A 22,721-nucleotide genomic window follows, 5' to 3' on the forward strand; every position below is an offset into this window, starting at 1 on the left:
CATGGTCACCGACCACCGCAAGCTGCCGCGCCGCCGGGGCGAGGCCCTCAGCGCCGCCATCTACCAGGCCACGATCGACGAGCTGGCCGAGGTGGGCTACGCCGGGCTCACGATGGAGCGGGTGGCCGAGCGGGCCAAGGCCAGCAAGGCGTCGCTCTACCGGCGCTGGCCCACCCGCATCGAGCTGGTCATGGAGGCGGTCTACCAGTCGCTGCCGATGCCCGAGTTGTCGCCCGACACCGGCAACCTGCGCGACGACCTGGTGGCCATGCTCACCAACATGGCGCGGGCCCTGTCGGGCCCGGCCGGTGAGGCGATCCGCGGGCTGCTCGGGGAGGCGCTCAGGGGCGAGTCGCCGCTGGGCAGCATGCGCAAGAACTCCCAGGGCAAGGCCAGGGAGCTGATGGAGGAGATCGTGCGCCGGGCCGTCGAGCGGGGAGAGGTGGACCCGGCGGACGTCACCCCCCGCCGCCTCGACGCCGGGCACGCGCTGCTGCGCCACCACTTCCTGCACGAGGGCACCATCCCTGAACCGCTCGTCGTCCAGATCGTGGACGAGGTCCTCGTGCCCCTGCTCAAACGACGCTGATCCGGCTCAGGCGACGCTGTTCCTGCTCCAACCACGCTGATCCGGCTCAGGCGACGCTGAGCTCGCCCAGTGTGGGCCGGCTCTGCCGCAGGGCGCTTCTCGCGACCACCGTCGCCATCCCGCAGCCGACCAGCGCGCTCGACGCGACCGCCGTCAGGAATCCCGGCGACGCCTGCGAGACCCCCAGCATCACCAGGACGCCCACGGCCAGCCAGGCGAGCGCGTTCAGGATGGCCGCCACCGCCAGCGTGCCGCCGCTCAGGCGCACGTCGGGCACGAGCGCCGGAGCCCTGGCCGCGATCGAGGGCAGCGGCAGCACCAGCGACAGCACGATCGGCATCAGGAAACCACCGGTCATCGCGTCACCCAGCGGCCCGACGGGGAAGCCGTCATGGGCGAAGGCCAGTTTGTAGAACAGGATGCAGAACAGCGACACGGGAAGGGCGAGGAGCAGGGCCGTCGCGATCACCGACCACGCCGTGGAGCGCGTGACGGCGCCGGCGGCGGGCCGCCACAGGGCGGAGCACGCGGTGATCAGCAGTGGCGCCACCGAGAGCACGCCCAACGCGCCTGACGCGATGAACAGCGACGTCGCCGTCCGGGCCAGCTCGTCGGCGAGGCTCCCCACGCCGGCGGCCTGCGCCCAGACACCGCCCAGGCTGGGCACGTCGCGCACCCCCGGGTTCCACAGCACGAGCAGCCCGTAGGAGGCCAGGGGCAGCAGCAGCGGGAGCGGGATCCTGATGGGCTTCGCCCCCGGGATCTTCCGCCGGTGCAGCCACGCGTCGGCCGCGCCCCCGGCCAGGTCGAGCACCGTGCGCGGGCGGATCGGGCGCTCGGCGACCAGGTCGGCGACCTCGTCGCCGTAACGCCGCCGCCAGGGCCCCGGATAGAGGCGGAGCATCAGCCGGGCGAGAAACCGCATCATGCCGGCCCCCAGACGACTCCCGCGCGCCTGGCGCCGGCCTGCTCGACGCGGCGCAGGGTGGCGAGCTGCTCGCGCAGCGCGTCACGCCCGCCCGCCGTGATCCGGTACGGCTTGCGCCGCTCCTCCGACTCGACCGGCTCGATCCAGCCGCGCTCCTCCAGCCGCATCAGTGCCCCGTAGAGGGTGCCCGGCTCCAGCGACGTCCCCGAGAACTGCTCGATGTCGCTGATCATCCGGTATCCATGCTTCTGGCCTTCGGCGAGGCTGATGAGCACGAGTAGTGCCACATCCGTGAAGCGGCCCAGCTCCTGTGTCCTGCGTGCCATGTATTCAGTAAAACTTAGTAAGTCTTACTGAGCAAGCCCCATCGTGCCGGCCGTCAGGCGCATGGAGTGGTCGAAGGCCGCCTTTCGGTCCTCGATCGTGTTGTTGAACTGGCCGAACACCTCGAAGTTGACCCACCCGTAAAGCGTGGTCCACGCCGTGACGGCGGTCCAGATGACGCTGTCGGGGACGTCCGGCATCAGGGCGTGGAAGGCTTCGGCCTCCGCCGTGAGCCCCTCCGGGGCCTCGAGCGCGGGCTCCCGCACCGCCCCCGCCCGCCAGGCGTCCGCGAGGATGCGGCCCAGCACGGTGACGTCGCGCACCCGGGCCGCGATCGTGTCCTCGGGCGCCTGGTAGCCGGGGACGGGGGAGCCGTAGACCAGGGCGTACTCGTGCGGGTGGGTCACCGCCCAGTCGCGCACCGCGTGAGCGGCCGCCAGCCACCGCGTCAGGAACTCGCCGGGCGGGCATGTGGTGTCGGCCTGCTCGACGGCCGCGCCGAGCGCGTTGTAGCCGTCGATGATCAGCGCGGTGAGCAGGTCGTCGCGGCTCGGGAAGTAGCGGTAGATGGCCGAGGAGACCATGCCCATCTCGCGCGCCACGGCCCGCAGGGACAGGCCGCCCGCTCCCTCGGTGGCGAGCCGGCGGCGCGCGATGTCGGTGATCTCCCTGGTGAGCTCGGCCCTGACGCGTTCTCTTGCGGTACGGCTGGCTGTCATGCACAGCAGGGTATCAGAGCGGTGCCAAAAAACGAGAGCACTGCTCTTGACGAACGCTGCTCTCTTGAGAGAGCATTGCTCTCGCAAGCGCACATCTCTGGAGGTCCCGATGCTCACCCTCGCCAAGCACGCGAACGCCGCCCTGATGTTCTTCCTGGAGCTGGGCGTGCTGGTCTCGGTGGGCTACTGGGGCTTCACGGTCAGTGCCAACTGGGCGGTCAAGCTGCCGGCCGGGCTCGGCGGCCCGGCGCTGTTCATCGCGGCGTGGGCGCTGTTCGGGGCGGGCGGCGGCGCGAACGCCACGTTCCCGCTGACCGGCCTGGCCCGCGCCGCGCTGGAGATCCTCTGGTTCGGCGGCGGCGCCCTGGCGCTCTACGCCTCCGGCCTGACCACCTCGGCCGCCGTCTTCTTCGCCGTCTTCGTCGTCAACGCGCTCCTCCGCGTCCTCTGGAAGCAGGTCTGATCATGGGTAAGCACATCGTCGTCGGTTCCGGCCAGGTCGGCTCGCATCTGGCCGCCAAGCTCATCGCCCAGGGCCACGAGGTCACCGTCGTGACCCGATCGGGCGGCGGTCCCGAAGGGGCGGTCAGGGTGGCCGCCGACGTGGCGGACCGGGCCCGGATGACCGAGATCGCCAAGGGCGCCGACGTCCTCTACAACTGCGTCAACCCGCGATACCACCGCTGGCTCACCGACTGGCCGCCGATGGCAGCCTCGTTCCTGGCCGCCGCCGAGTCGAGCGGCGCCGTGCTGGTGATGCTCGGCAACCTTTACCCCTACGGCCCCGTCACGGTCTCGATGACCGAGGACCTGCCGGCCGCCTCCTCCAGCCCGAAGGCCCAGGTGCGGGCCAGGATGTGGGCCGACGCGCTGGCCGCGCACGAGGCCGGCCGGATCAGGGTGACCGAGGTGCGCGGCTCCGACTACTTCGGCCCCGGCGCCACCGACCAGTCCTACCTGGGCGACCGGTTCCTGGTCCCGCTCAAGGCGGGCAAGGCGATACCGCTCATCTGGCCGGCCGACATGCCGCACAGCTGGACCTACCTGCCCGACGTGGCCGACGCGCTCATCACCGCCGGCGCCGACGAGCGGGCCTGGGGCCGGCCCTGGCACGTGCCGACGGCCGAGCCGATGACGTTCAGGCAGATGGGGCAGCGGATGGCGGAGGTGCTCGGCCGGCCCGCGCCTCGCTTCGTCAGGCTGCCGTGGCCGCTGGTCAGGGCGGCCGGGCTGGTCTCGCCCATGATGGGCGAGCTGCGGCACATCCGCTACCAGTTCACCGCGCCCTACGTGCTCGACTCCTCGGCCTTCCAGCGCACGTTCGGCGTCGCGCCTACGCCGATCGACAAGGCGCTCAAGGCTACGCTCGAGGCGTGAAGATAGCCATGATCGGCCTGGGTGACATCGCGGAGAAGGCCTACCTCCCCGTCCTCGCCGCCCAGCCCGCCCTCGACCTGCACCTCTGCACCCGCAACGCGGCCCGGCTCGACCGGCTCGGCGACACCTACCGGGTCGCCCGCCGCTCCACCGGCGTCGACGAGGTGATCAAGGAGGGGGCCGACGCGGCTTTCGTGCACGCCGCCACCGAGGCGCACCCGGAGATCGTCGAGCAACTGCTCGGCGCCGGGATCCACGTCTACGTCGACAAGCCGATCGCCTACACCCTGGCCGAGTCCGAGCGTCTCGTACGCCTGGCCAAGGCCGAGAACCTATCCCTGATGGTCGGCTTCAACCGCCGCCACGCCCCCGGATACGCCGGGCTCGCCGCCCATCCCCGCCACCTCGTCCTCATGGAGAAGAACCGCGACAACCACCCGGACACCCCGCGCCGGGCGGTCTTCGACGACTTCATCCACGTGGCGGACACGCTCAGGTTTCTCGCGCCCGGCGAGGTCACCGGCACCACGATCAGGACCCGCGTCAACGACGGCCTGATCGAGCACATCGTCCTGGAGTTGTCGGGCGACGGCTTCACCGCCATCGGCGTCATGAACCGGATGAGCGGCGCCGGCGAGGAGACCTGCGAGGCCATGGGCGACGGCGCCAAGCGCCGCGTGGTCAACCTCGGCGACGTCATCGACTACCGGGGCGGCGAGAGCCTGGCCAGGAGGCCCGACTGGGTGCCGGTCGCCCGGCAGCGCGGCATCGAGCAGATCTGCCTCGCGTTCCTGGCCGCCGTGCGCGAGGGCCGCCGGATCGACGCCGGCGACGCCCTGGCCACCCACGCCCTCTGCGAAGAGATCGTCAGGCAGGCTCTCGGAGCCGCATGACCCGGTCGGCCCTGGCGAACATCCGCTCGAACGGCCCGCCCCCCAGCCGGGTCAGCACGGTGTAGCCCTTCGTGTCGCTCAGCGGGCTGGAGGAGGACACGACGCCCGCCACCGCGCCGCCGTACAGGGCGGGGCCGCCGCTGCCGCCCGCCGCGGCGTGGCAGTTGCGGGTGACCATCAGGCCCGGCCCCTCGGAGACCCCTTCGACGGTGTCGCCCAGGCACCGGTACATCTGGGTGCCCGGGTAGCCCTTGCCGGCCGGGTAGCCGAGGAGTTCGAGGCCGCGCAGCGTGGTGCCCCTCGTGGTGGGCATCGGCGACAGGCCGCGCCCGGTCACGGCCTCCAGCGGGCGCTTACGGCGTTCGACGCCGACCAGGCCCACGTCGTACGGCAGCAGATCCGACGAGTACGGCTGCTCGCGCCACCTGGACGGCACCCACGTCCGCACCACCGGCCAGATCCCCAGCGGCGGGCGCCCCCGGTCATAGCCCGGCAGGAAGGCCAGTTGCTTGAGCAGCCGCCCCTGGTGGTACAGGCAGTGCGCCGCCGTCAGCACCAGGCTGCGGCTGCGCGAGCCGATCACCGTGCCCCCGCACAGCACGTCGGTCCTGGTGACCGGATCGCGCCCGAGCAGCACCCCGGTCAGCCGCCGCGCCCCCGTGTAGGGACGCGGGACCGGCGCGTAGCCCAGGCGGTCGCCGTCGGGGGTCAGGACGCGGGGCATCGGTACGTTGCGCTGCGACACCTCGGTGACGGCGGCTGGATCGAGCAGGACCAGAGACAGCACCAACCTGAGCACCTTCCCACTCTAAGACGAAGATGATCAGTGCTCTGACCTGCGACATCAAGGTTTACCCTAACTTGTGTACGCGGAACCCAGAGCCCGCAGCCGGGCGTGCGCCGACCCGTACACCGCCGTCCGACCCAGATACGCCTTGGGCAGCTTGGCGACCATCGTGTAGTTCGTGTCGCACACGTTCCCGACCGGCGCCTGCCCGGCCTGGCTGACGAGCTGGTAGGCGTCGAGCGTGTCCAGCCCGGTCAGCTCCGAGGTCCAGGTGACCAGGTCGTGCTGGCTGATCCGGTACGCGTCCTCCAGCGGCCTGGCCGACCCCGTGGACATCAGGTGCAGGTCGTCCTCCAGCCGCGGCCACGGCGTGGCCACCCCCTTGATCAGCTCGACCGCGACCACGGTGTTCATGGCCGACTCCACCGCCGTCCCGCACACCTCGCCGTGCCCCTGCAGCCCGTGCCCGTCGCCGATCGCGAACAGCCCGCCGGGGACGTTGACCCCCAGGTAGACGGTCACGCCCGCGCGCAGTTCGGGGGTGTCCATGTTGCCGCCGTGGGCGTCGGGGGTGATCGTCATGCGGGCCTCGTTCGCGGCGGGCGCCACGCCGACCGTGCCGTGCATGGGGTCGAGCGGCAGCGCCACGCTGAAGTCGCTGCGCCGGGCGTGGTAGACGGCCACGCCCTGCTCCAGGTCGATGTCGTAGCGCCAGACCCGCTCCTCCAGCGGCGGCTGCAGCATGGCCGTGGTGTGCGTGCCGGTCAGCGCGCCGAAGTGGGGGAACGTCGTGGAGACCGCCCAGTCCCTGGCCGGGGTGATGCTGACGAAGTGCAGGGCCAGCGTGTCGCCCGGCTCGGCGCCCTCGACGTGGAAGGGGCCGGTGACGGGGTTCAGGTAGGGGAACTCGCACACCCGCGACGGCAGGTCGTCCACACCGCGCACCAGGCCGCCGAAGCAGTCCTCGGTGTAGAGCTCGAGGATCGTGCCCGGCCGTACCTTGCCGATGGCCGGGCGCCCGCCGAAGGTGTAGCTCAGCTCCTCGGGCGAGGGGTGATAGGAGACGACGTTCACTTGACCTCCGCGGGAAGGACGGGCCTGCGGCCCAGGAGATAGGAGATGCCGAGCACGATCAGGCCGAGGGCCAGCCAGATGCCGCCGACCCACTGGGCCGCCACGTTCTGGTTGATGACGACGGCCACCAGGACGGCGAAGCCGATCGCCGGCGCGAGCAGGTGCGCCCAGTAGTTGCCGCTGCGCCGCCTGACCACGTAGTGCACGACGACGGAGACGTGCAGCAGCAGGAAGGCGGTCATGGCGCCGAAGTTGACCAGCGAGGCCAGCTCGCCGATGCCGGTGCTCCTGGTGCTCATGAAGATGCCGATGGCCAGGGAGAGCACGGCCACCACCAGGGTCGCGTTGACCGGCACCCGGTGCCTGGGGTCCACCCTGGCGAGGAACGACGGCAGTTGCCTGTCGCGGGCCATCGCGAACAGCAGGCGCGAGGTGGCCGCCTGCGCGACGAGCGAGTTGGCGAAGCCCCAGGCGATGGCGGTGGCCACGGCGCAGAGCACGGCCAGCCACGGCCCGCCGGCGAAGGCGGCGGCGTCGTAGAAGGCGTTCCCGGTCAGGTCGCCCTCGGCGATCAGCTTGGCCCGGTCCGGGGCGAGCAGCGCGGCCACCCACGTCTGCACCACGAACAGCACGGCCGCGACCGCCAGGGCGGCCACCATGGCGCGGCCGAGCCGGCGGGCGTCCTCCTTGTTCTCCTCCGCCAGCGTGGAGATGCCGTCGAAGCCGAGGAACGACAGCACGGCGACCGACGCGGCCGCGAACACCACGCTCAGGCTGAACGCCGAGGAGTCGAAGAGCGGGGTGAGCGCGCCGGTCTGCGCCTTGCCCTGGGCCAGCGCGATGCCGCCGACCACGAGGAAGACCGCCAGCACGGCCAGCTCGGCCACCAGCATGATGCGGGTGATCCGCGCGGTCATCTGGATACCGAGGTAGTTGATGACGGTGTTGAGCACGACGAACGCGACCACCCAGGCCCAGACCGGCACCACCGGCACGAAGGAGTTCATGGCCACGCCCGCCACCAGGTAGAGCAGCGAGGGCACGAGCACGTAGTCGAGCAGGATCGCCCAGCCGGCGATGAACCCGACCGGGGCGGCGATGCCCCGGCCGGCGTAGGTGTAGACGGAGCCGGCCATCGGGAAGGCGCGGGCCATCTGCGCGTACGACAGCGCCGTGAACGCCATCGCCACCAGGCCGACGACGTACGCCAGCGCCACCATCCCGTGCGAGATCGCGAAGACGTTGCCGAAGATGCCGAAGGGCGCGATCGGCACCATGAAGATCAAGCCATAGATCATCAGATCGGCGAAGCCGAGGGATCGTTGGAGTTCCTGGCGATAGCCGAACTGCTCGACTGTGCTCATGTACGGCTCCTAGCGTGGGGGGCGATTCGCACCCTAGAGCCAAAGCTTTCTACTGAAAAGGTTTCTGTAGAAAGAATTCCAGGCCATCGGCCCTGCCGAGGTGCACGGGATGGCGCACCTGGCGGTCGAGCAGCGTGAGCGTGCCGCGCGCACTGGTGATCACGGTGCCGTCGGCGACCGCGTCCAGCGCGGGCACCGCCAGCGAACCGGCCCGCGCGCACAGGGCGGCCAGCATGGCGACGGCCTCGTAGCAGCCGTGGCCGTGCGCGTTCAGCATGGGGGCGTCCTCGCCGAACCTGGCCGTGTAGCGCTGGGAGAAGCCGAGGCTGGCCGCGGTGGGCAGGTCGCGGAAGTAGCCCATGGAGGCGTACAGCTCGCCGGTGCCGTCGCCGCCGATGCCCAGCAGGCCGTGCTCCTCCAGCGCGCCGCAGAGCCGGGCCGCGCCGAGCCCGGCGGCGGCGTACGCGCGGTTGAAGGCCACCAGGTCGCTGCCGATCAGCGTCAGCAGGATGGCGTCGGGGCGGGCCGCGGCCACGCGGTCCAGCAGGCGCACGGCCTCGCCGTAGCGGACGAGGCTCTCGCCCACCACGCTCGCGCCGGCCGCGCGCAGCCGCCCGCGGGCGCTGGCGTGCACCAGGCGCGGCCAGATGTAGTCGTTGCCCAGCAGGTACCAGCGGCGCGCCCGCCGGGTGCCGGCCAGCCATTCGATGCCCGGCGCGAGCTGCCGGTCCGGGGTCTCGCCGAGGAAGTAGACGCCGGGCGCCCGGCCCCCGCCCTCATAGGGAGGCGCGTAGACGAACGGGACCCGCCCCGCGATCGCCGCCACCACCGCCACGCGCACGTCGCTGGCGTGGGCACCGGCCACGGCCTGCACCGTCCCGGAGCGGACCAGCCCGGCCACCTCGGCCGCCACCTCGCGCGCGGGCCGCCCGCCGTCGACGAGCACCAGCTCGACCGGCCTGCCCAGCACACCGCCCCCGGCGTTGAGCTCCTCGGCGGCCAGCACGGCGCAGTTGATCGCGCACGGTCCCATCAGGCCGAGCACCCCGGAGACGGGGACGATCAGGCCGATCCGGACCGCGTCCGAGGGGAGGAGCCGCGCTTCCAGCGGATCGACGGTCGCCGCCACGCCGACGAGTATCCTCCGTTCTAGCTCCCCGATGAAAGGACCTTCTCCATGACCACCTCCGGGCTCGGGTCCTCACTCGCCTACCTGCTGAGCCGTGCGGAGCGCAGCGTCAACCGGGGCCTGGCGGCCGTGCTCGCCGGCGAGGAGGTCACGGTCGAGCAGTGGCGCATCATGCGGGCGCTGGCCGATGGGCGCGGCGAGTCGATGGGCGAGCTGGCCGAGGCCGTGCTGATGCCGCACCCGACGCTGACCAAGGCCGTCGACCGGCTCATCGACCGCGCCCTGGTCTACCGGGGGCCGTCGAAGGGGGATCGGCGGCGGGTGGCGGTGTTCGTTTCGGAGCGAGGGGCCGAGCTGCTCGCCCGGGTGGACGGGACGGTGGCCGAGCAGCAGGGGGTGGTCGCGCTGGCGTTCGGGCCCGAGCGCACCGAGCAGCTCATGCGCGACCTGGAGAGCCTGGTGGAGGCGCTCGACCACGCCGAGCTGAGGCTCTGAGAGCGCCCCCACCAGGTCCGCTACTGCAGCTCCATCCGCGCGATGTGGAACTTCAGCATGAACTGCTGCCTGACGGGGTCGGCGAACCTCGCGACGTCGCGCATCCCCATGATGATGAAGTCCCGGCGCGACATCCTCGGTGCGAGGCCCTCCTTGGCCGCGCGGGAGCGGAAGACGTCGTAGAGCTCACCGAGATAGCGCCGGTACTGGCCGGGGTTCGTGTGCGGATTGTCCACCGACTTCCACACGCTCGGCCGGAACGGCGCCCCGTGGCCGAAGGCCGGACCGAACATGCACGGGCAGCCCGCCACGTTCGCGGTTGCGGGATCGACGTGGGAGAAGGAGTCACCGAAGGCGTGCAGAACGTTCTCCTGCGCCGCCGAGAACCTGCGCGGGAACATCTGCTCCACCATCTCGGGCGGGGGCACGAGCTGGTCTCCCGTGAACGGATTGACCGCGTACGGGAGCACCCGGGGAGGACTCGGATGGATGTTCATCTCATCGATGACCGCCTGGAACCTGTCCCGCGCCGCCGCCTGGACCTGGGCCGCGTTCCCGTTGTTCAGCAGGTGTGTGCTCTGGAAATGCCCGGTGGGGTCGTTCTGGTTCCACAACGAGGACGCGCTCATCGCCTCGCGGCTGTCGGTGTCCGGAGCCCAGGCGGCGGCTCCGATGTCCGCCGCGACCTCCGCTGGGAGCCCCGCGGCCAGGGCGGCGGCCTGCGGCGTCCAGTGATGCCCCTCCTCCCCCCACTGGCCGTTCGGGTCGAAGTGGCCGACCGGGTCGTTGGCGGCGTAGCTGTACCCGGCCAGGTTGGAGCTGCGGAACACTCCGCCGTTCGGTGAGCCGTCCAGGTAGGAGCCGGCCGCCGGGTCCGCGGACTGCCACTGGCTCATCCTGGGGTCGTAGTAGCGGGCCTCGTGGTAGGTGAAGCCGGTCTCCTCGTCGAGCTCCTTGCCGGTGAACTGGTAGAGGGTCTGGTCGTCCGAACGCGCGTCGACCCAGGTCTCCCCGGTCGGGAAGTACTCGAGGTGCTGGGAGACCTTGCCCTCCCTGTCGGTGCCGTACGCGGTCGAGCCGAGATGGTCGCTCTGGTAGAAGAACTGGTCCTTCTCGAAGGTGTCGTCCGCCTTCATGGTCTTCGAGACGATCCTGGTGCCGGCCACGAAGACGTGCTTGAACTCGGCGTGCCCGCGGGTCGTGTAGAACTGGTTCGGATAGAGGCTGATCTGCGCCCCGTCCTTGACCACGCGCGTGCCCTGGTCGTCGTAGGCGAAGCGGACGGTCGGCGGCTGTTCCGCCTTGGCGCACCCGGTGGCGTCCTGCGGCTGCGGGATGAACCTGGAGTCGTCGTGGACGCAGGCCAGGCGGTTCTCCTCGTCCCAGATGAGCTGCCTGCGCTGGCCGCCGCGCGGGGTGAGGCGGTCGGTCAGGTTGCCGTTCGCGTCATAGGTCAGCTCGACGTCACCGACCGTCTTGGTGGTGTGCGCCTTGCCGGCCGCGTACGTGTAGGGCTGGACATAGGTGGTGTCCGGCTTGGGCTGGTCTGGCTGGTTCTCGACGACGAGCCGGTGGTCCTGGGCCTTACGTGTCAGGTTGTGGATGGTGTCGTACGCCATCGACAGCGTGTACGTGTCGGTCTGCTCGGGCGTGAACCGGTACGCGCCGGTGGCGGCGGTGAGCCGGTAGAGGTTGTCGTAGGTGTAGGTCTGGGTGGTGGGCCCGTTCAGGCGGGAATGGTCGTCGTGGCCCGGCAGGTCGACGTCGTTGTGCAGGCGGGTGATGTTGCCGACGGCGTCGTAGCGGTAGCCCAGGTTCTGGATGACGTGGCCGCCCGGCTGCGCCGACTTCAGGGTGGCCAGCCTGCGCTCCTCCGCGTCGTAGGCGAACGTGGTGCGCACGCCGTTGCCCAGCTCCATCGTGACCCGCTGGCCGAACTTGTCGTAGTCCATCCGCTTCAGGTAGGAGTACGTGCTGCCCTTCTTCGACCCACTGGCCGAGATGATCATCCCGCCGCTGTCGTAGCCGTAGGTGAGCACCTCACCGTCCTTGTAGGTGAGTTCGAGCACGCGGCCGAAACTGTCGTAGCTGTAGGCCGTGGTGAAGTCGCGGTGGTACGGGCCGCGCACCGTGCGGGTCTCCTTCGTGACCTCGCCCAGCGGGCCGTACTCGCGCGCGATCTCACCCGCGCCGTCCTGGATCTTGCTCACCCGGCCCGCCGTGTTGCCCGGCGCGCCCGCCGCGCCGTAGGTGTAGCGCACGTTGTTGCCGGTGAAGACCGGGTAGTTGATCTCGGTCAGCCGGTTCTGGTCGTAGGTGTAGGTGACCGCCGCCGCGCGCCTGGCCAGGTTGGCCGTGACCTCGCGGACCGGGTTGCCCGCCGGGTCGTACGCGGTCGTGGTGGTGCCGCTGTCCGGGGTGGTGATCGCGGTCCTGCGGCCCAGGTGGTCGTAGTTGGACAGGGTGCGGTTGCCGCGGTCGTCGGTGACGGTGGTGATCTGGCCCAGCGGGTCGTAGGCGTAGCTGGTCCAGATGGGCGGGTCGGTGGCCTTGGCCCCCGGCTCGCGTACGGCGGTGGTCCGCTTTCCGACGTCGGTGAAGGAGCGCCGCACGTTGCCCTTGGCGTCGGTGACGGCCGTCTCGAACTGGCGGACGCCCGCCCGGTCGTTCCCGAACCCGTAGGCGGTGGTGGTCACGCTCTCGTCCGGGAGCTGCGACCTGACCGTGCGGTCCAGCACGTCGTAGTCGGTCACCGTGGGCCGCACGGTGTCGAAGCCCGCGGCGAGGGTGGTGTTGGCGGCGCCCTTCGGCTCGCTGGTCGGGTAGTACTGCTTGACGGCGCGGCCGAACTCGTCGAAGACGATCCGGCCGGAGACGGTCATGGCCTCGGCGCCGTCCAGCGTCGCGTCCTTCTTGGTCTGGACGGTACGCCCGAGCCCGTCGGTGAAGGTGATGGTGTCGATGGTGTCGAGGTCCACGACGCCGCCCGCCTCCCGGTCCAGATGCCGGGTGACGGCGTAGGGCACGGTCGCGTCGTGGTGGTATTCGATGCCGATCGTGGGCCGCCACCAGGTGCGGTCGAGCGGGCCGGTCAATGACGTCAGCCGGCCGGCCGCGTCATAGGTGCTCTCCTGTCGCTGCCCGTTGACGTCCACGGCGGTGAGCTGCGTGCCGAACCTCAGGTCATAGGTGGCCGACGAGGTGAGGCCGAAGCTGTCGGTGGTGGCGGTGACGTAATTGCCGATCACGTCGTCGTAGGTGTAGGACAGCCGGTAGCGCTGCGCGCGGTGGTTCTGTGGCGAGGTGCGCGTCGCGATCGTGCCGGTGGGATGGTAGGTCAGGTCGGTGACCGCGGCGGTGTTGTCGGCCAGCAGGGCCCGGTGCTGGGTGACGTTGCCGGTCCGGCAGTCCACGATGGAGTCCGCGCGGCGCATCACGGTGCCGGCGCCGCGGACCTGGAGCGTCCGTGGCACGCCGACGATGTAGGTGTCGGCGCACGTGGTGTAGCCGGTGACGGTCTCGACGTCATCGCCCGTCCCCGGCTCGCCGTAATCGATCTTCTTGGTCACGTTGCCGAGCGCGTCGTACGACATCTCGGTCCTGGTCTGCTTGCCGGCCTGTGCCTGGCCCTCGAACCAGAGGGAGTCGACCCGCGCGAGCTGCGGGAACCGGGCGCCGCCACCGAGGTCGCGGGCGTCGTAGGTGTTCTCGGTCCGGCTGAACGGCTTGCCCGCGCCGTCGGCCAGGCTCTCGCTGAGGAGCAGGCCGCGCGTGTGGTAGCCGCTGGTGTCGAACTTCGAGGTGGTGCTGCGGAGCGCCTTGCCCGACCGGTCGAGTTGCCTGGCGACGAGCGTGCCGTAGCCGAGGAACTCCCGCTCCAGGCGGTCCTGCACGCCGTCCGCATAGGTGAAGGTCGTGTGCTGGACGTCGGCACCGTCGCCGGCCAGCCCGTCGGAGGTCTTGACCGAGCTCAGCACCCACTGCGACTGGGGCTGGGCGTAGGTGTTGCCCGCGCGGGCGTAGTCGAGCTCGATCGACGACCCCAGCGGCCGCTTGACGGTCTTGAGCAGGTTGGTCCGGCCGGTCTTGTTGGCGGCGACGGTGAGCTCGCTGTCCTTGGTCGAGGCCAGGTGGTCGGCGAAGCCGTCGCCGTCCAGGTCGCGCAGGCTCTGCGTGGCCCTCGACGCGCCGGTGGAGACGTCCGCGCCCGGGTTGATGATGATGTAGCCCCCGATCCCGAACGCGATCGGGATCTTGATGCTGAAGTACAGCCCGCCGCCGAGCTTGGCGTTGCTGTCGGTGTTGACCCCGGCCAGGCTGCCGTGGAAGTCGACCGGTGCGGCGAAGCCGGTCCCGGTGTTCAGCGCGACCTTGATCGGGCTCCCCGCGCTCACCTGGTCGGCCAGGCCGTCGCCGTTGACGTCGAACAGCGAGTTCCTCGTGGAGCTGTCGCCCCGGCTGAACGAGGCGCCGCCGGCCAGGCCGTAGAAGTCGGTGTTGAACCCGATGTTGAGCCCGCTGTTGGCGGTGCGGCCGTCGTTGAGCGTCACCCCCGGCCACGGCTCCGGAGCGGCGAACCGGTAGCCGAGGTTGAGCGCCACCCGCCCGTCGGAGGAGACCCGGTCGGGCAGGCTGTCGCCGTTGATGTCGAGCAGGTCGCTCTTGCCCTCGCTCTTGCCGCTGCCCAGGTTGCCGCCGATGCCCAAGGGCGGCATGTCGTTGCCGGAGCTGGAGGTGTTGGACGTGGCCGAGGCGGGCGGTGCGGCGTGGCCGCGGCCGGTCGTGATCGTGCGGGCCGCGCTGCCCGCGCCCGCGTTGCCGACGGTCTGCGACGAGGAACGGATCCCGCCGGGGAGCTCGCCCCGGGTGGAGCCGAGCACACCGGTCGGATCGGTGTACTGCACGCCGCCGCTGCCGACCACGTCGGGGAAGCCGTCGCCGTTCATGTCCATGTAGTCCAGCTCGCCGGTGGAGGTGCCCTCGGCGACGCTGCCGCCCGCGGATCCCACATCACCGCCGATGCTGCCGGTCAGGGAGATCTGCTCGGTGCGCGAGATCCTCGGCACGGCGCGTACCTCGGCCAGGCCGGCCGCGGTGGGCAGGCCGATGGACTGCCCACCCAGCCGCGAGCTGGACACTCCCTCGGCGGCGACCCAGTTGTGCTCCCCGGCGCCCCAGCGCCCGGTGGCGGGGTCAGGCGAGAAGAGGATCGCGTTCGGCGGGGTGATCCTCGGGTCCCGCTCGAACGCGGCGCGGTCCGCCTGCGGATCGACGCGCTCGGGCAGTTGCGCCTTGACGTCGCCGACCTCCGCCAGGTCCGCCTGCCTGATCGGCTGCTCCGCCCGTGCGCCGTTGCCGTTGTAGCCGACGGCGGCCCAGCCGCGGTACGGCCTGCCGTACACGCCCTCCTCGGCCCGGGTGTGCAGGGTCGAGTCGGCCTCGGCGCCGCCCACGGTCACCGTGTGCCCGGAGATCTTGCCGGCCAGCCGCGGATCGGCTGCCGTGAAGTCGAAGTACAGCTCGTCGCCGGCCCTGGCGTCGACCTCCACCGCCTCCGCGGTGGCGCCGACGGTCAGCGTCGTCTTGGCCAGCAGCTCGTTCCGCCGCTTGACGGTGAAGACCACGGTCCCGCTCGTCCCGTCGGCCGCGGTCAGGGCGGGCGTGACGGCCAGCCGCCCGGCGGCCGCCACCGCGAACGGCCGCGCCGGCCGGTCCCCGCCCGCCGAGTAGGTGTCGATGTCGTACGGCACCACGAACGGCCTGCCGTCCTCGGCGACGAGCTGGGCGGTGGGCGCCCACTCCAGCACGGTCACGTCGATGGGCGAGTCCACCGCGATGCGCCAGGCCAGCTCCTGCCCGGTGCTGACCGCGAACTCGCCCGAGACCGGGATCTCCCCGACGAACCCGGCGTCGACCTTCTTCTCGAAGACGACCTCGTCCGCCCGGGTGACGAGCACGGTGACGTCGTCGCTGGTGGCGGCCTTCTTGGTGACCGCGCCGCCGAGCCGCAGGGTGCCGTCGGCCGGGGCGGTGGCCAGCGCCGCCCGGCCGGCCAGGGTGAAGTCCTCGGACGCCTGGTAGGTGGAGACCGGCAGGCCGTTGGCGTCCGCACCGGTCAGACCGGTGTAGGTGATCTTCGGATCCCACGTGACCCGGTCGTCCGCGCCGTCCATGACCGAGCCGACCCGGAAGTACAGGTGCTGGCCGCGCTCGACCTGGACGGCGTCCACTCCGGCCGGGACGTGCTCCCCGTGGTCGCCCGCCGCGATCTTCGTCGTCCATAGCTCGGCGCCCTCGCGCTGGATCGCGACGCGGACGCCGTCGGGATCGGCGTAGTCGGGGCGCGGCTGCGTGGCCGGCTCCAGCCTGACCGCGCCGGTGATCCCCACCGTCCCGGTGTAGGGCGCCGTCCACCTGCGGACGCTGTCCACCAGGGGGAAGGAGGCCGCCCGCCGTTCCGCGTCCTCGGTGTAGTCCGGCAGCAGGCCGTCCGCCGCCACCGTGCTGGACCCGATCGGGACCGGGGTGTCGGCGGCGGCGCCGTAGGCCACGGCCCCGTTCGCCCCCACCCGGCCGAACAGCACCGCGCCCCCGTTGATCAGGTCGGGGATGCCGTCGCCGTTGACGTCGCTGAAGTAGCGGTTGGTGGTGGAGATGGTGTCGACGTAGTCGAGTTGCAGGGCGCCGCTGCCTGGGTAGGCCTCGACGCCGACCGTACGGGTGCTGGCGCTCTCGCCCAGGATGCCCGGCAGGTTCTGCAGCGGGGTGATCTCGGCCGCGAACTTCGGCTGCCCGCCCGGCTTGGCCAGGTTCTTGCGGAAGCCGAACCCGCCGCCGTTCTGGAAGACCTTGTCGGGCAGGTGGTCGCCGTCCACGTCGACCAGGGCCAGCAGGCCCTTGTCCGCGGAGCTGCTGTAGCCCGCCTTGACCCCGACCGAGCCGGACTTGCTGCGTCTGGGGCCCCAGCCGACGTACAGGTGGCCGCCGGCGCCGGTGGAGGAGTTGCCGTTGATCGCGCCCGCCTCGCCCGCGCCGTCATTGATCGCGTCGACCGTGTCGTTGGCCACGTTGTCGTCGGGCGAGGTCCAGTCCACCTTCGCGAACGCCTGGTAGGCGCCGTCGGCGTCCCGGATGTCGTCGAAATAGCCGAACTCGTGGGCGGTGAACGGCTTGCCGTCGGCATCGCGCTGCCGGACCGAGCTCAGCAACGTTTTGTGGAAGGCGCCCTTGGTGTAGGTCAGCTCGTAGGAGCGCACCGGCTCGTCGTTCAGGGTGACCTCGACGCGGCGCAGCAGGTCGGCCACGACGTGCTTGAACCCGCCACGCGCCGTGACGACCACGTCGCTCCGGCGGGCTTCGCCCAGCTCACGGTCGCGGACGAAGGTGACCGCGTACGGGCCCTCCGTGTTCCCGCGGCCCGTGTAGGTGATCTTCTTCGGATAGAGCGCGCGGCCGGTCACACTGCCGCCCTCGATACCGGCGTCGTTCACCTGCGTGTAGTGGTAGCGCACCGTGTTGTCGTTGCGGTCGCGCACCTCGCGCAGCGCCCAGGAGAAGACGTTGCCCTGGTCGTCGGCGAGCGTGGCGCCCTCTCCGCCGTACAGCCAGCGGATGCCGGACTTGTCGGTGACCTCCCAGGTGTACGTGCTCGGCGAGTCTCCGAGGCGCACGATCCGGTCGAAACGGCCCTCGACCCGGGGCTGGAACACCTTGTTCGCCGCTCTCGGCCGAGGGGCGCCCCGATGTGCCACGGGGGCGAGCTGCTCGCCCGCCATGGCGTAGGTCTCGCTCTCCGTCCGCGCGTCGTAGCGGGGCACACCCCAGCGGGTGTCGACGGTGATGGAGGGCGTCGACACGTCCCAGCCGAGGCCGAGCCAGCCGTTGGCCGAGCCCGAGGCGTACGCGATCGCGAGCGAGGGGGCGAGCCCGGTCCGTCCGGCCGGCAGCTCGATCGGATACGACAGCCGGGAGTCACCACGGTTGCCGGCCACCGGGGGCGCGATCTGGTTCACGCCCACCGCCGGGCTCGCCGCCTGGAGGTTCTTGATCTGCGTCGGGTCGAACGACACCTGCTCGGGCGACTCGGGCGCCACCACCGCGGCGTTCACCATGTCGGTGAAGTGGTTCGTGCGGGAGACCACCAGCCCGGCCTGCTCGTCGATGGCGACCCGCTCCAGCGCCCGCCAGCATCCGTCCGGCTCGTCGAAGTAGTAGGTCCGCACGTCCTGCGGGGAGAGCCCGGAGGCCTTCAGCGCCACCGGGTCGTACGGCAGGCTGACCGTGATGTCCCGCTTGAACTCGAACGGCGTCGGCGTGAAACGGTAGCCGCGGCGCGGCCCCTTGGTCACGTTCTCCATTCCGGTGCCCAGGGCGGGGAGCTGCGCCTCGCTGAGCGGGGTCACGCCGATGTCCGTCGGCTTGCTCAGCGCCTCGGCGCCGATGTCCAGCCGGGCCCCTTCGTGGGAAAGGGTCCTGGCCGCCCTGCCGGTGGTCGCCTGGAACGCCGGCGGCACGGCCTGCCGCTTGGCCGCCGGCGCCGGGACGCAGTTGCTCGTGCTCATGGGCGCCGCGGCGGAGGCGGGCCGCATGCTCGCGGACAAGCTGGACGTCACCAAGGCCAGACAGGCGACCAGGGCTAAAGCACGCGAACGAAAGATGATCACGTCTACCACTCCGAGCCGTATGAGGGCATGCGTATAACACGCGGGACTTACGACTAAAAACGGCATAAAAATGATCATCGCCGTGCAATATACATAAACACTCGCGATCACCGGTGTCCAGTGGTGTCGAGTGCTTTGTAAAACCCAATGGGTCAGCCGCCCGCCCGCTTCGCCTCACACGGCGATCATGGCCTCTTACTGGGGCAGGACGGCGAGATCGGGGTCAGGATCGTTGTTTGACTCTGGGCATGTCTGTGCCCATTCGGTAAAGAAAAGGATGGAAGGGGGATTGCAGCCTTTTTATCCGCCTTCACGCTTGTGGGCGGCCTCCGACGCGAGCAGCACCACGGCGGCGAGCCCGGCCACGGCCAGATAGCCCCAGGTCGGCAGGTCCACCAGCCGGCCCAGAAACCCCCACTCGTTGTCGAACCAGACGCGGCCGATGAAGCCCCCGGCTCCCTGGACGATGGCGATGACGCACGCGAAACCCAGCAAAGCTCTCATGCCCCGACCCTCGCAGGGCGAGGCCCGCCCCGGCATCGAACCTTGGGCGGGCCCACGTGCTACTTAAGTCGCGCTCTGACTCTGGTCGCGCTCTGACTCAGGCCGCGTTCACGGGTAGAGGCCGCGCATCTGGTGCGCCTCGGCCACCCGGCCCACGCCGATGACGTGCGCCGCCTGCCTGAGCGTCAGGCCGCGTTCGGCGGCCAGCGACGTGACCTCCGAGAAGGCCCCCAGCATGAGATCGCGCAGCTTGACCTCGACGTCGTCGGAGCTCCACGAGTAGGCCTGCATGTTCTGCACCCACTCCAGGTAGGACACGATCACCCCGCCCGCGTTGGCGAGGATGTCGGGCACGACCGTCGTGCCGTTCGCGGCCAGGATCTCGTCCGCCTCGGGTGTGGTGGGGCCGTTGGCGCCCTCCACGATCAGGCGGGCGCGGATCCTCGGCGCGTTGGCGGCGGTGATCACGCCTTCGAGCGCGGCCGGGACCAGCACGTCGACGTCCAGCTCGAACAGGTCGTCATGGGCCAGCGCGTCGCCGTGCCGGTAGCCGCGTACGCCGCCGGTCTCGGCGACCCAGGCGCGCAGGCCGGCGATGTCGAGGCCGCCGCCCGCGTAGACGGCGCCGGTGGCGTCGGACACCGCCACCACCTTGCAGCCGGCGTCGGACAGGTATTGGGCGGCGAGCGCGCCCACCTTGCCGAAGCCCTGCACGGCCACGGTCACGCCCTCCGGCGAGCGGCCGAGCGCGGCCAGTGCCGCGATCTGCACGCCGCGCGAGGTCGCGCCCGAGCGTCCGAGCGAGCCGCCCAGCGTCATGGGCTTGCCGGTGACCACGCCGGGCACCGAGTAACCGGCGCTGACACTGTAGGTGTCCATGATCCAGGCCATGGTCTGCTCGTCGGTGCCGACGTCGGGGGCCGGGATGTCCTTCTCCGGGCCGATCAGCGGCAGGATCTCGTTGACGTAGCGGCGGGTGAGCCGTTCGAGTTCGCGGGTGGTGAGCCCGGCCGGGTCCACGGCCACGCCGCCTTTGGCGCCGCCGTACGGGATGCCGACCAGTGCGCACTTCCAGGTCATCCACATCGCGAGCGCGGTGACCTCGTGGATGTCGGTGCCGGGATGAAACCGCAGACCGCCCTTGGCCGGGCCGCGCGAGACGTTGTGCTGGACCCGGAAGCCCTGGACCACGTCCAGGCGGCCGTCCTCGCGCCGCACCGGGACCGAGACGGTCAGTGAGCGGCGCGGCGTGGCCAGCATCGTACGGAGCCCGTCATCGAGTCCGAGCTGCTCGGCGGCCTGGTCGAGCTGCTGGAGAGCGGAGTCGAGGGCCTGGCGGCCCGGGCTGATCAGGGCCGGCGTCGTTGACGGCACCATGATGCTCATGGAAGAGATTCCTCCTGTTATGTCGCCCGATTTGTGGGAAGAGCGCCATTGCCCTTCCCGTTTGGGCGTTGTTGTCACGATCATCCTAGAGCGGGGCGTTTGACCTTGCCTAGTTGTTGGTAGAAATCCAAGCCGGTGATCGGGATGCCGTGGACCGTGCCACTCTGGCAGGCTTGCGGGCGAGGATGTGCCGAATCGTCGAATCGAGGGGTGGAATGCCCGCACTCGTGGTGGGGCCAATGTTGCGTTATGTCGATCGCGACAGCGCCTCGATCTGGGTGGAGACCGCCGAACCCGGCACGGTCACCGTGGAGGCTGACGGCAGGGCTTACCGGTCGCCTACCTTCACCGTGCACGGACACCACTACGCGATCGTGGATCTCGTCGAGTTGTCCCAGGATATCGCGTCGTACCTGGTGAGCATCGATGGGGAGCAGGTATGGCCGATGGCGGGTCGCCCGCCGAGCCGGATCAGGCTGCTGCCCCCCGAGGGCGCGCGGCGGGTGGCGTTCGGATCGTGCCGCACGAGCGTGCCGCACGACCCCGCGACCGTGCGCACGCACGGCGACGACGTCCTGCGCGCCTTCGGTGAGCACCTCCCGCAGGCCGACGAGGAGGAGTGGCCCGACCTGCTGCTGCTCCTGGGCGACCAGGTCTACGCCGACAACCCCTCGCCCGACATGCTCGCCTACATCCGCGGCCGCAGGGACACCGAGCCGCAGGAGGAGATCGCCGACTTCGAGGAATACGCCGAGCTCTACCGCCAGGCGTGGACCGAGACCGAGATCCGCTGGCTGCTGTCCACCGTGCCGACCGCGATGATCTTCGACGACCACGACCTGCGCGACGACTGGAACACCTCGCAGCCCTGGCGCGAGCAGATGGCCAGGACGCCGTGGTGGCGGCGCCGGGTGGTGGCGGGGCTGGGGGCGTACTGGATCTATCAGCATCTCGGCAACCTCCCGCCGGCCGAGCGCGCCGAGGACCCGCTCCTGCGCAAACTGCAGGACGGCGACGGTGGTGACGCGCTCGACGCCTTCGCCGAGAAGGCCGACGCCGAGCCGAGCAGCAACCGCTGGAGCTACGCCCGCGACCTCGGCCACGCCCGCCTGATCATGGTGGACACCCGGTGCGCCAGGCAGCTCACGCCCGGCGACCGGCGCATGCTCGACCCCGACGAGTGGGCCTGGCTGGAGAAGCAGGTGCGGCTTCCGGCCGAGCGGCTGATCATCGGCTCGTCGATCCCGTTCCTGCTGCCCGAGGGCGTGCACGGCGTCCAGAACTGGAACGAGGCCCTGGCCGACGGCAAGTGGGGTCCCCAGGTGCGGCGGTGGTCGGAGGCGCTGCGGCAGGCCATCGACCTGGAGCACTGGGCGGCGTTCCGGCGCTCGTTCGAGGACCTGTCACGGCTGCTGATCAGGCTCGGCAAGCCGGTGCTGATCGTGTCGGGCGACGTCCACTACTCCTATCTGGCCAAGGCCAACAACGGCCCCGTCTTCCAGATCGTCTGCTCGCCGATCCGCAACCCGCTCAGCCGCATGCTGCGCTGGGCCAACGTGTTCACCCAGTTCTCGGTCGCCACCCTGGTCGGGAGCCTGCTGCGGCGGCTGGCGGGCGTCCCGCGCCCGCCGTTCAGGTGGCGCATCACCAAGGGCCCCTGGTTCCAGAACGCGCTGGCCATGCTGACCTTCCCCGACAAGGTCACCTGGTACGGCTCCAGCGGCGAGGTCGTCAAACCGATCGACTCCGTGCACCTACGCTGATCGCCATGCATGTAGACGACTATGCCGCCGCCGTGCCGTTCTACGACCTCTGGCACGAGGACGGTCACGTGCCGGCGATCCGTGAGTCGCTGCCGCCGCTGCTCGCGGGCGTGCGGCGCGGCGTGATCGAGATCGGCGCGGGCACCGGGCTGATCACCGAGCTCATCGCCCGCGAGACCCCCGCCGAGATCTATGCCCTGGAGCCGTCGCTGGGCATGCGCTCGGTGCTGCTCTCCCGGCTGGCGGCCGACCGCGAGACCCTGCGCCGCGTGACCGTCCTGCCCTACGGGGCCCTGGACGTGGAGGTGGACGCGCCGGTCGAGCTCATCGTGATGATCTCGGTGCTGCAGAACTTCACCGCCGGCGAGCGGGCCGAGCTGTGGCGGGTGCTGGCCAGGCAGCTCGAGCCGGGCGGGCGGCTGGTGTTCAACTGGCGCGAGCGGGCCAGGCCCGAGCCGGGGGAGGCGGAGGTCATGGGCTCCTACCCGGTGGGCCGGCACGTCTACGAGGTCGCCGGGCAGGTGCTCGAGGTCGCGGGGGAGAGCGTCACCTCGCGCTTCTTCTACCGGATCCGGCAGCACGGCGTGCTGATCAGCGAGGACGAGGTCGTCACCACCACCCACTGGCCCGCCAGGGACGTCCTGGTGTCCGAGCTGAAGGCCGCGGGCTTCGCCCCGGACGAGGCTCCTGAGGGCCTGGAAGTCTGGCATCTGACGAAATAGTGGG

General features: G+C 70.8%; 17 protein-coding genes. 7 read left to right on the forward strand and 10 right to left on the reverse strand.

All coding sequences use genetic code 11. From position 1 onward, the window contains the following. Position 1 precedes the first annotated feature (1 nt). Positions 2–589 carry a TetR/AcrR family transcriptional regulator gene (locus AB0I15_RS21135; RefSeq protein ID WP_358097821.1) on the forward strand — a complete coding sequence of 196 codons (588 nt, stop codon included), beginning with the start codon at positions 2–4 and terminating at the stop codon, positions 587–589. Between the two features lie 46 nt (positions 590–635). On the opposite strand, the gene AB0I15_RS21140 is transcribed toward AB0I15_RS21135, so the two are convergent. From AB0I15_RS21140 to AB0I15_RS21150, 3 genes are read right to left on the reverse strand one after another with little or no spacing between them, the layout of a single operon-like run. Next, positions 636–1,517 carry a hypothetical protein gene (locus tag AB0I15_RS21140; RefSeq protein ID WP_358097822.1) on the reverse strand — a complete coding sequence of 294 codons (882 nt, stop codon included), beginning with the start codon at positions 1,515–1,517 and terminating at the stop codon, positions 636–638. After that, a complete protein-coding gene (locus AB0I15_RS21145) occupies positions 1,514–1,843 on the reverse strand; it encodes a helix-turn-helix transcriptional regulator (protein WP_358097825.1) in 330 nt (109 codons plus the stop codon). Before AB0I15_RS21145 ends, AB0I15_RS21140 begins: the two co-directional genes overlap by 4 nt. 24 nt (positions 1,844–1,867) lie before the next feature. Then, positions 1,868–2,560 carry a TetR/AcrR family transcriptional regulator gene (locus tag AB0I15_RS21150; RefSeq protein WP_358097828.1) on the reverse strand — a complete coding sequence of 231 codons (693 nt, stop codon included), beginning with the start codon at positions 2,558–2,560 and terminating at the stop codon, positions 1,868–1,870. A 109-nt stretch (positions 2,561–2,669) separates the two neighbouring features. On the opposite strand from AB0I15_RS21150, the gene AB0I15_RS21155 reads away from it, so the two are divergent. The 3 genes from AB0I15_RS21155 to AB0I15_RS21165 are packed head-to-tail and all read left to right on the forward strand — an operon-like array spanning position 2,670 to position 4,830. Next, the gene (locus AB0I15_RS21155) at positions 2,670–3,023 is read left to right on the forward strand and encodes a YrdB family protein (RefSeq protein WP_358097831.1); all 354 of its coding nucleotides are present in this window, start codon (positions 2,670–2,672) and stop codon (positions 3,021–3,023) included. 2 nt (positions 3,024–3,025) lie between these two features. Further along, the gene (locus AB0I15_RS21160) at positions 3,026–3,937 is read left to right on the forward strand and encodes an NAD-dependent epimerase/dehydratase family protein (RefSeq protein WP_358097834.1); all 912 of its coding nucleotides are present in this window, start codon (positions 3,026–3,028) and stop codon (positions 3,935–3,937) included. Beyond that, positions 3,934–4,830, forward strand: a complete 897-nt coding sequence (locus tag AB0I15_RS21165) for a Gfo/Idh/MocA family oxidoreductase (RefSeq protein WP_358097837.1) — start codon at positions 3,934–3,936, stop codon at positions 4,828–4,830. The genes AB0I15_RS21160 and AB0I15_RS21165 overlap by 4 nt, the downstream gene beginning before the upstream one ends. On the opposite strand, the gene AB0I15_RS21170 is transcribed toward AB0I15_RS21165, so the two are convergent. From AB0I15_RS21170 to AB0I15_RS21185, 4 genes are read right to left on the reverse strand one after another with little or no spacing between them, the layout of a single operon-like run. After that, the gene (locus AB0I15_RS21170; protein ID WP_358097840.1) at positions 4,805–5,629 is read right to left on the reverse strand and encodes a trypsin-like serine protease; all 825 of its coding nucleotides are present in this window, start codon (positions 5,627–5,629) and stop codon (positions 4,805–4,807) included. The two genes, AB0I15_RS21165 and AB0I15_RS21170, sit on opposite strands and share 26 nt — an antisense overlap. A gap of 57 nt (positions 5,630–5,686) precedes the next feature. Next, positions 5,687–6,691: an acetamidase/formamidase family protein gene (locus AB0I15_RS21175; protein WP_358097843.1), complete on the reverse strand. Its 1,005-nt coding sequence runs from the start codon at positions 6,689–6,691 to the stop codon at positions 5,687–5,689. Next, complete coding sequence (locus AB0I15_RS21180) at positions 6,688–8,055, reverse strand: APC family permease (protein WP_358097846.1); 1,368 nt, start codon at positions 8,053–8,055, stop codon at positions 6,688–6,690. The genes AB0I15_RS21175 and AB0I15_RS21180 overlap by 4 nt, the downstream gene beginning before the upstream one ends. A 49-nt stretch (positions 8,056–8,104) precedes the next feature. Continuing rightward, entirely contained in the window at positions 8,105–9,184 is a 1,080-nt protein-coding gene (locus AB0I15_RS21185; protein ID WP_358097849.1) for a substrate-binding domain-containing protein, read from the reverse strand. 48 nt (positions 9,185–9,232) lie between these two features. Here AB0I15_RS21185 and AB0I15_RS21190 point away from each other — a divergent pair, with 48 nt between their 5' ends. Beyond that, positions 9,233–9,679: a MarR family transcriptional regulator gene (locus AB0I15_RS21190; RefSeq protein WP_358097852.1), complete on the forward strand. Its 447-nt coding sequence runs from the start codon at positions 9,233–9,235 to the stop codon at positions 9,677–9,679. Positions 9,680–9,699: 20 nt separating this feature from the next. On the opposite strand, the gene AB0I15_RS21195 is transcribed toward AB0I15_RS21190, so the two are convergent. From AB0I15_RS21195 to AB0I15_RS21205, 3 genes are all read right to left on the reverse strand, one after another. Next, positions 9,700–18,267: a SpvB/TcaC N-terminal domain-containing protein gene (locus AB0I15_RS21195; RefSeq protein ID WP_358097855.1), complete on the reverse strand. Its 8,568-nt coding sequence runs from the start codon at positions 18,265–18,267 to the stop codon at positions 9,700–9,702. 375 nt (positions 18,268–18,642) lie between these two features. Continuing rightward, on the reverse strand, positions 18,643–18,846 hold the full coding sequence (locus tag AB0I15_RS21200; protein ID WP_358097858.1) for a hypothetical protein: 204 nt from the start codon (positions 18,844–18,846) through the stop codon (positions 18,643–18,645). A gap of 108 nt (positions 18,847–18,954) precedes the next feature. After that, entirely contained in the window at positions 18,955–20,232 is a 1,278-nt protein-coding gene (locus AB0I15_RS21205; protein WP_358097860.1) for a Glu/Leu/Phe/Val dehydrogenase, read from the reverse strand. Positions 20,233–20,471: 239 nt separating this feature from the next. On the opposite strand from AB0I15_RS21205, the gene AB0I15_RS21210 reads away from it, so the two are divergent. Then, complete coding sequence (locus tag AB0I15_RS21210; RefSeq protein WP_358097863.1) at positions 20,472–21,995, forward strand: alkaline phosphatase D family protein; 1,524 nt, start codon at positions 20,472–20,474, stop codon at positions 21,993–21,995. 5 nt (positions 21,996–22,000) lie between these two features. Further along, the gene (locus AB0I15_RS21215; RefSeq protein ID WP_358097866.1) at positions 22,001–22,717 is read left to right on the forward strand and encodes a class I SAM-dependent methyltransferase; all 717 of its coding nucleotides are present in this window, start codon (positions 22,001–22,003) and stop codon (positions 22,715–22,717) included. The last annotated feature ends 4 nt before the right edge of the window (positions 22,718–22,721 follow it).

This window comes from Nonomuraea sp. NPDC050643 (genome assembly GCF_040654715.1).
Classification (GTDB): Bacteria; Actinomycetota; Actinomycetes; order Streptosporangiales; family Streptosporangiaceae; genus Nonomuraea.

Excerpts from the sequence above, each read along its gene's own strand:
- AB0I15_RS21135 (WP_358097821.1), top strand. The coding sequence starts at position 2 with ATGGTCACCGACCACCGCAAGCTGCCGCGCCGCCGGGGCGAGGCCCTC.
- AB0I15_RS21140 (WP_358097822.1), bottom strand. The coding sequence starts at position 1,517 with ATGATGCGGTTTCTCGCCCGGCTGATGCTCCGCCTCTATCCGGGGCCC.
- AB0I15_RS21145 (WP_358097825.1), bottom strand. The coding sequence starts at position 1,843 with ATGGCACGCAGGACACAGGAGCTGGGCCGCTTCACGGATGTGGCACTA.
- AB0I15_RS21150 (WP_358097828.1), bottom strand. The coding sequence starts at position 2,560 with ATGACAGCCAGCCGTACCGCAAGAGAACGCGTCAGGGCCGAGCTCACC.
- AB0I15_RS21155 (WP_358097831.1), top strand. The coding sequence starts at position 2,670 with ATGCTCACCCTCGCCAAGCACGCGAACGCCGCCCTGATGTTCTTCCTG.
- AB0I15_RS21160 (WP_358097834.1), top strand. The coding sequence starts at position 3,026 with ATGGGTAAGCACATCGTCGTCGGTTCCGGCCAGGTCGGCTCGCATCTG.
- AB0I15_RS21180 (WP_358097846.1), bottom strand. The coding sequence starts at position 8,055 with ATGAGCACAGTCGAGCAGTTCGGCTATCGCCAGGAACTCCAACGATCC.
- AB0I15_RS21190 (WP_358097852.1), top strand. The coding sequence starts at position 9,233 with ATGACCACCTCCGGGCTCGGGTCCTCACTCGCCTACCTGCTGAGCCGT.
- AB0I15_RS21195 (WP_358097855.1), bottom strand. The coding sequence starts at position 18,267 with ATGCGGCCCGCCTCCGCCGCGGCGCCCATGAGCACGAGCAACTGCGTC.
- AB0I15_RS21200 (WP_358097858.1), bottom strand. The coding sequence starts at position 18,846 with ATGAGAGCTTTGCTGGGTTTCGCGTGCGTCATCGCCATCGTCCAGGGA.
- AB0I15_RS21205 (WP_358097860.1), bottom strand. The coding sequence starts at position 20,232 with ATGAGCATCATGGTGCCGTCAACGACGCCGGCCCTGATCAGCCCGGGC.
- AB0I15_RS21210 (WP_358097863.1), top strand. The coding sequence starts at position 20,472 with ATGTTGCGTTATGTCGATCGCGACAGCGCCTCGATCTGGGTGGAGACC.
- AB0I15_RS21215 (WP_358097866.1), top strand. The coding sequence starts at position 22,001 with ATGCATGTAGACGACTATGCCGCCGCCGTGCCGTTCTACGACCTCTGG.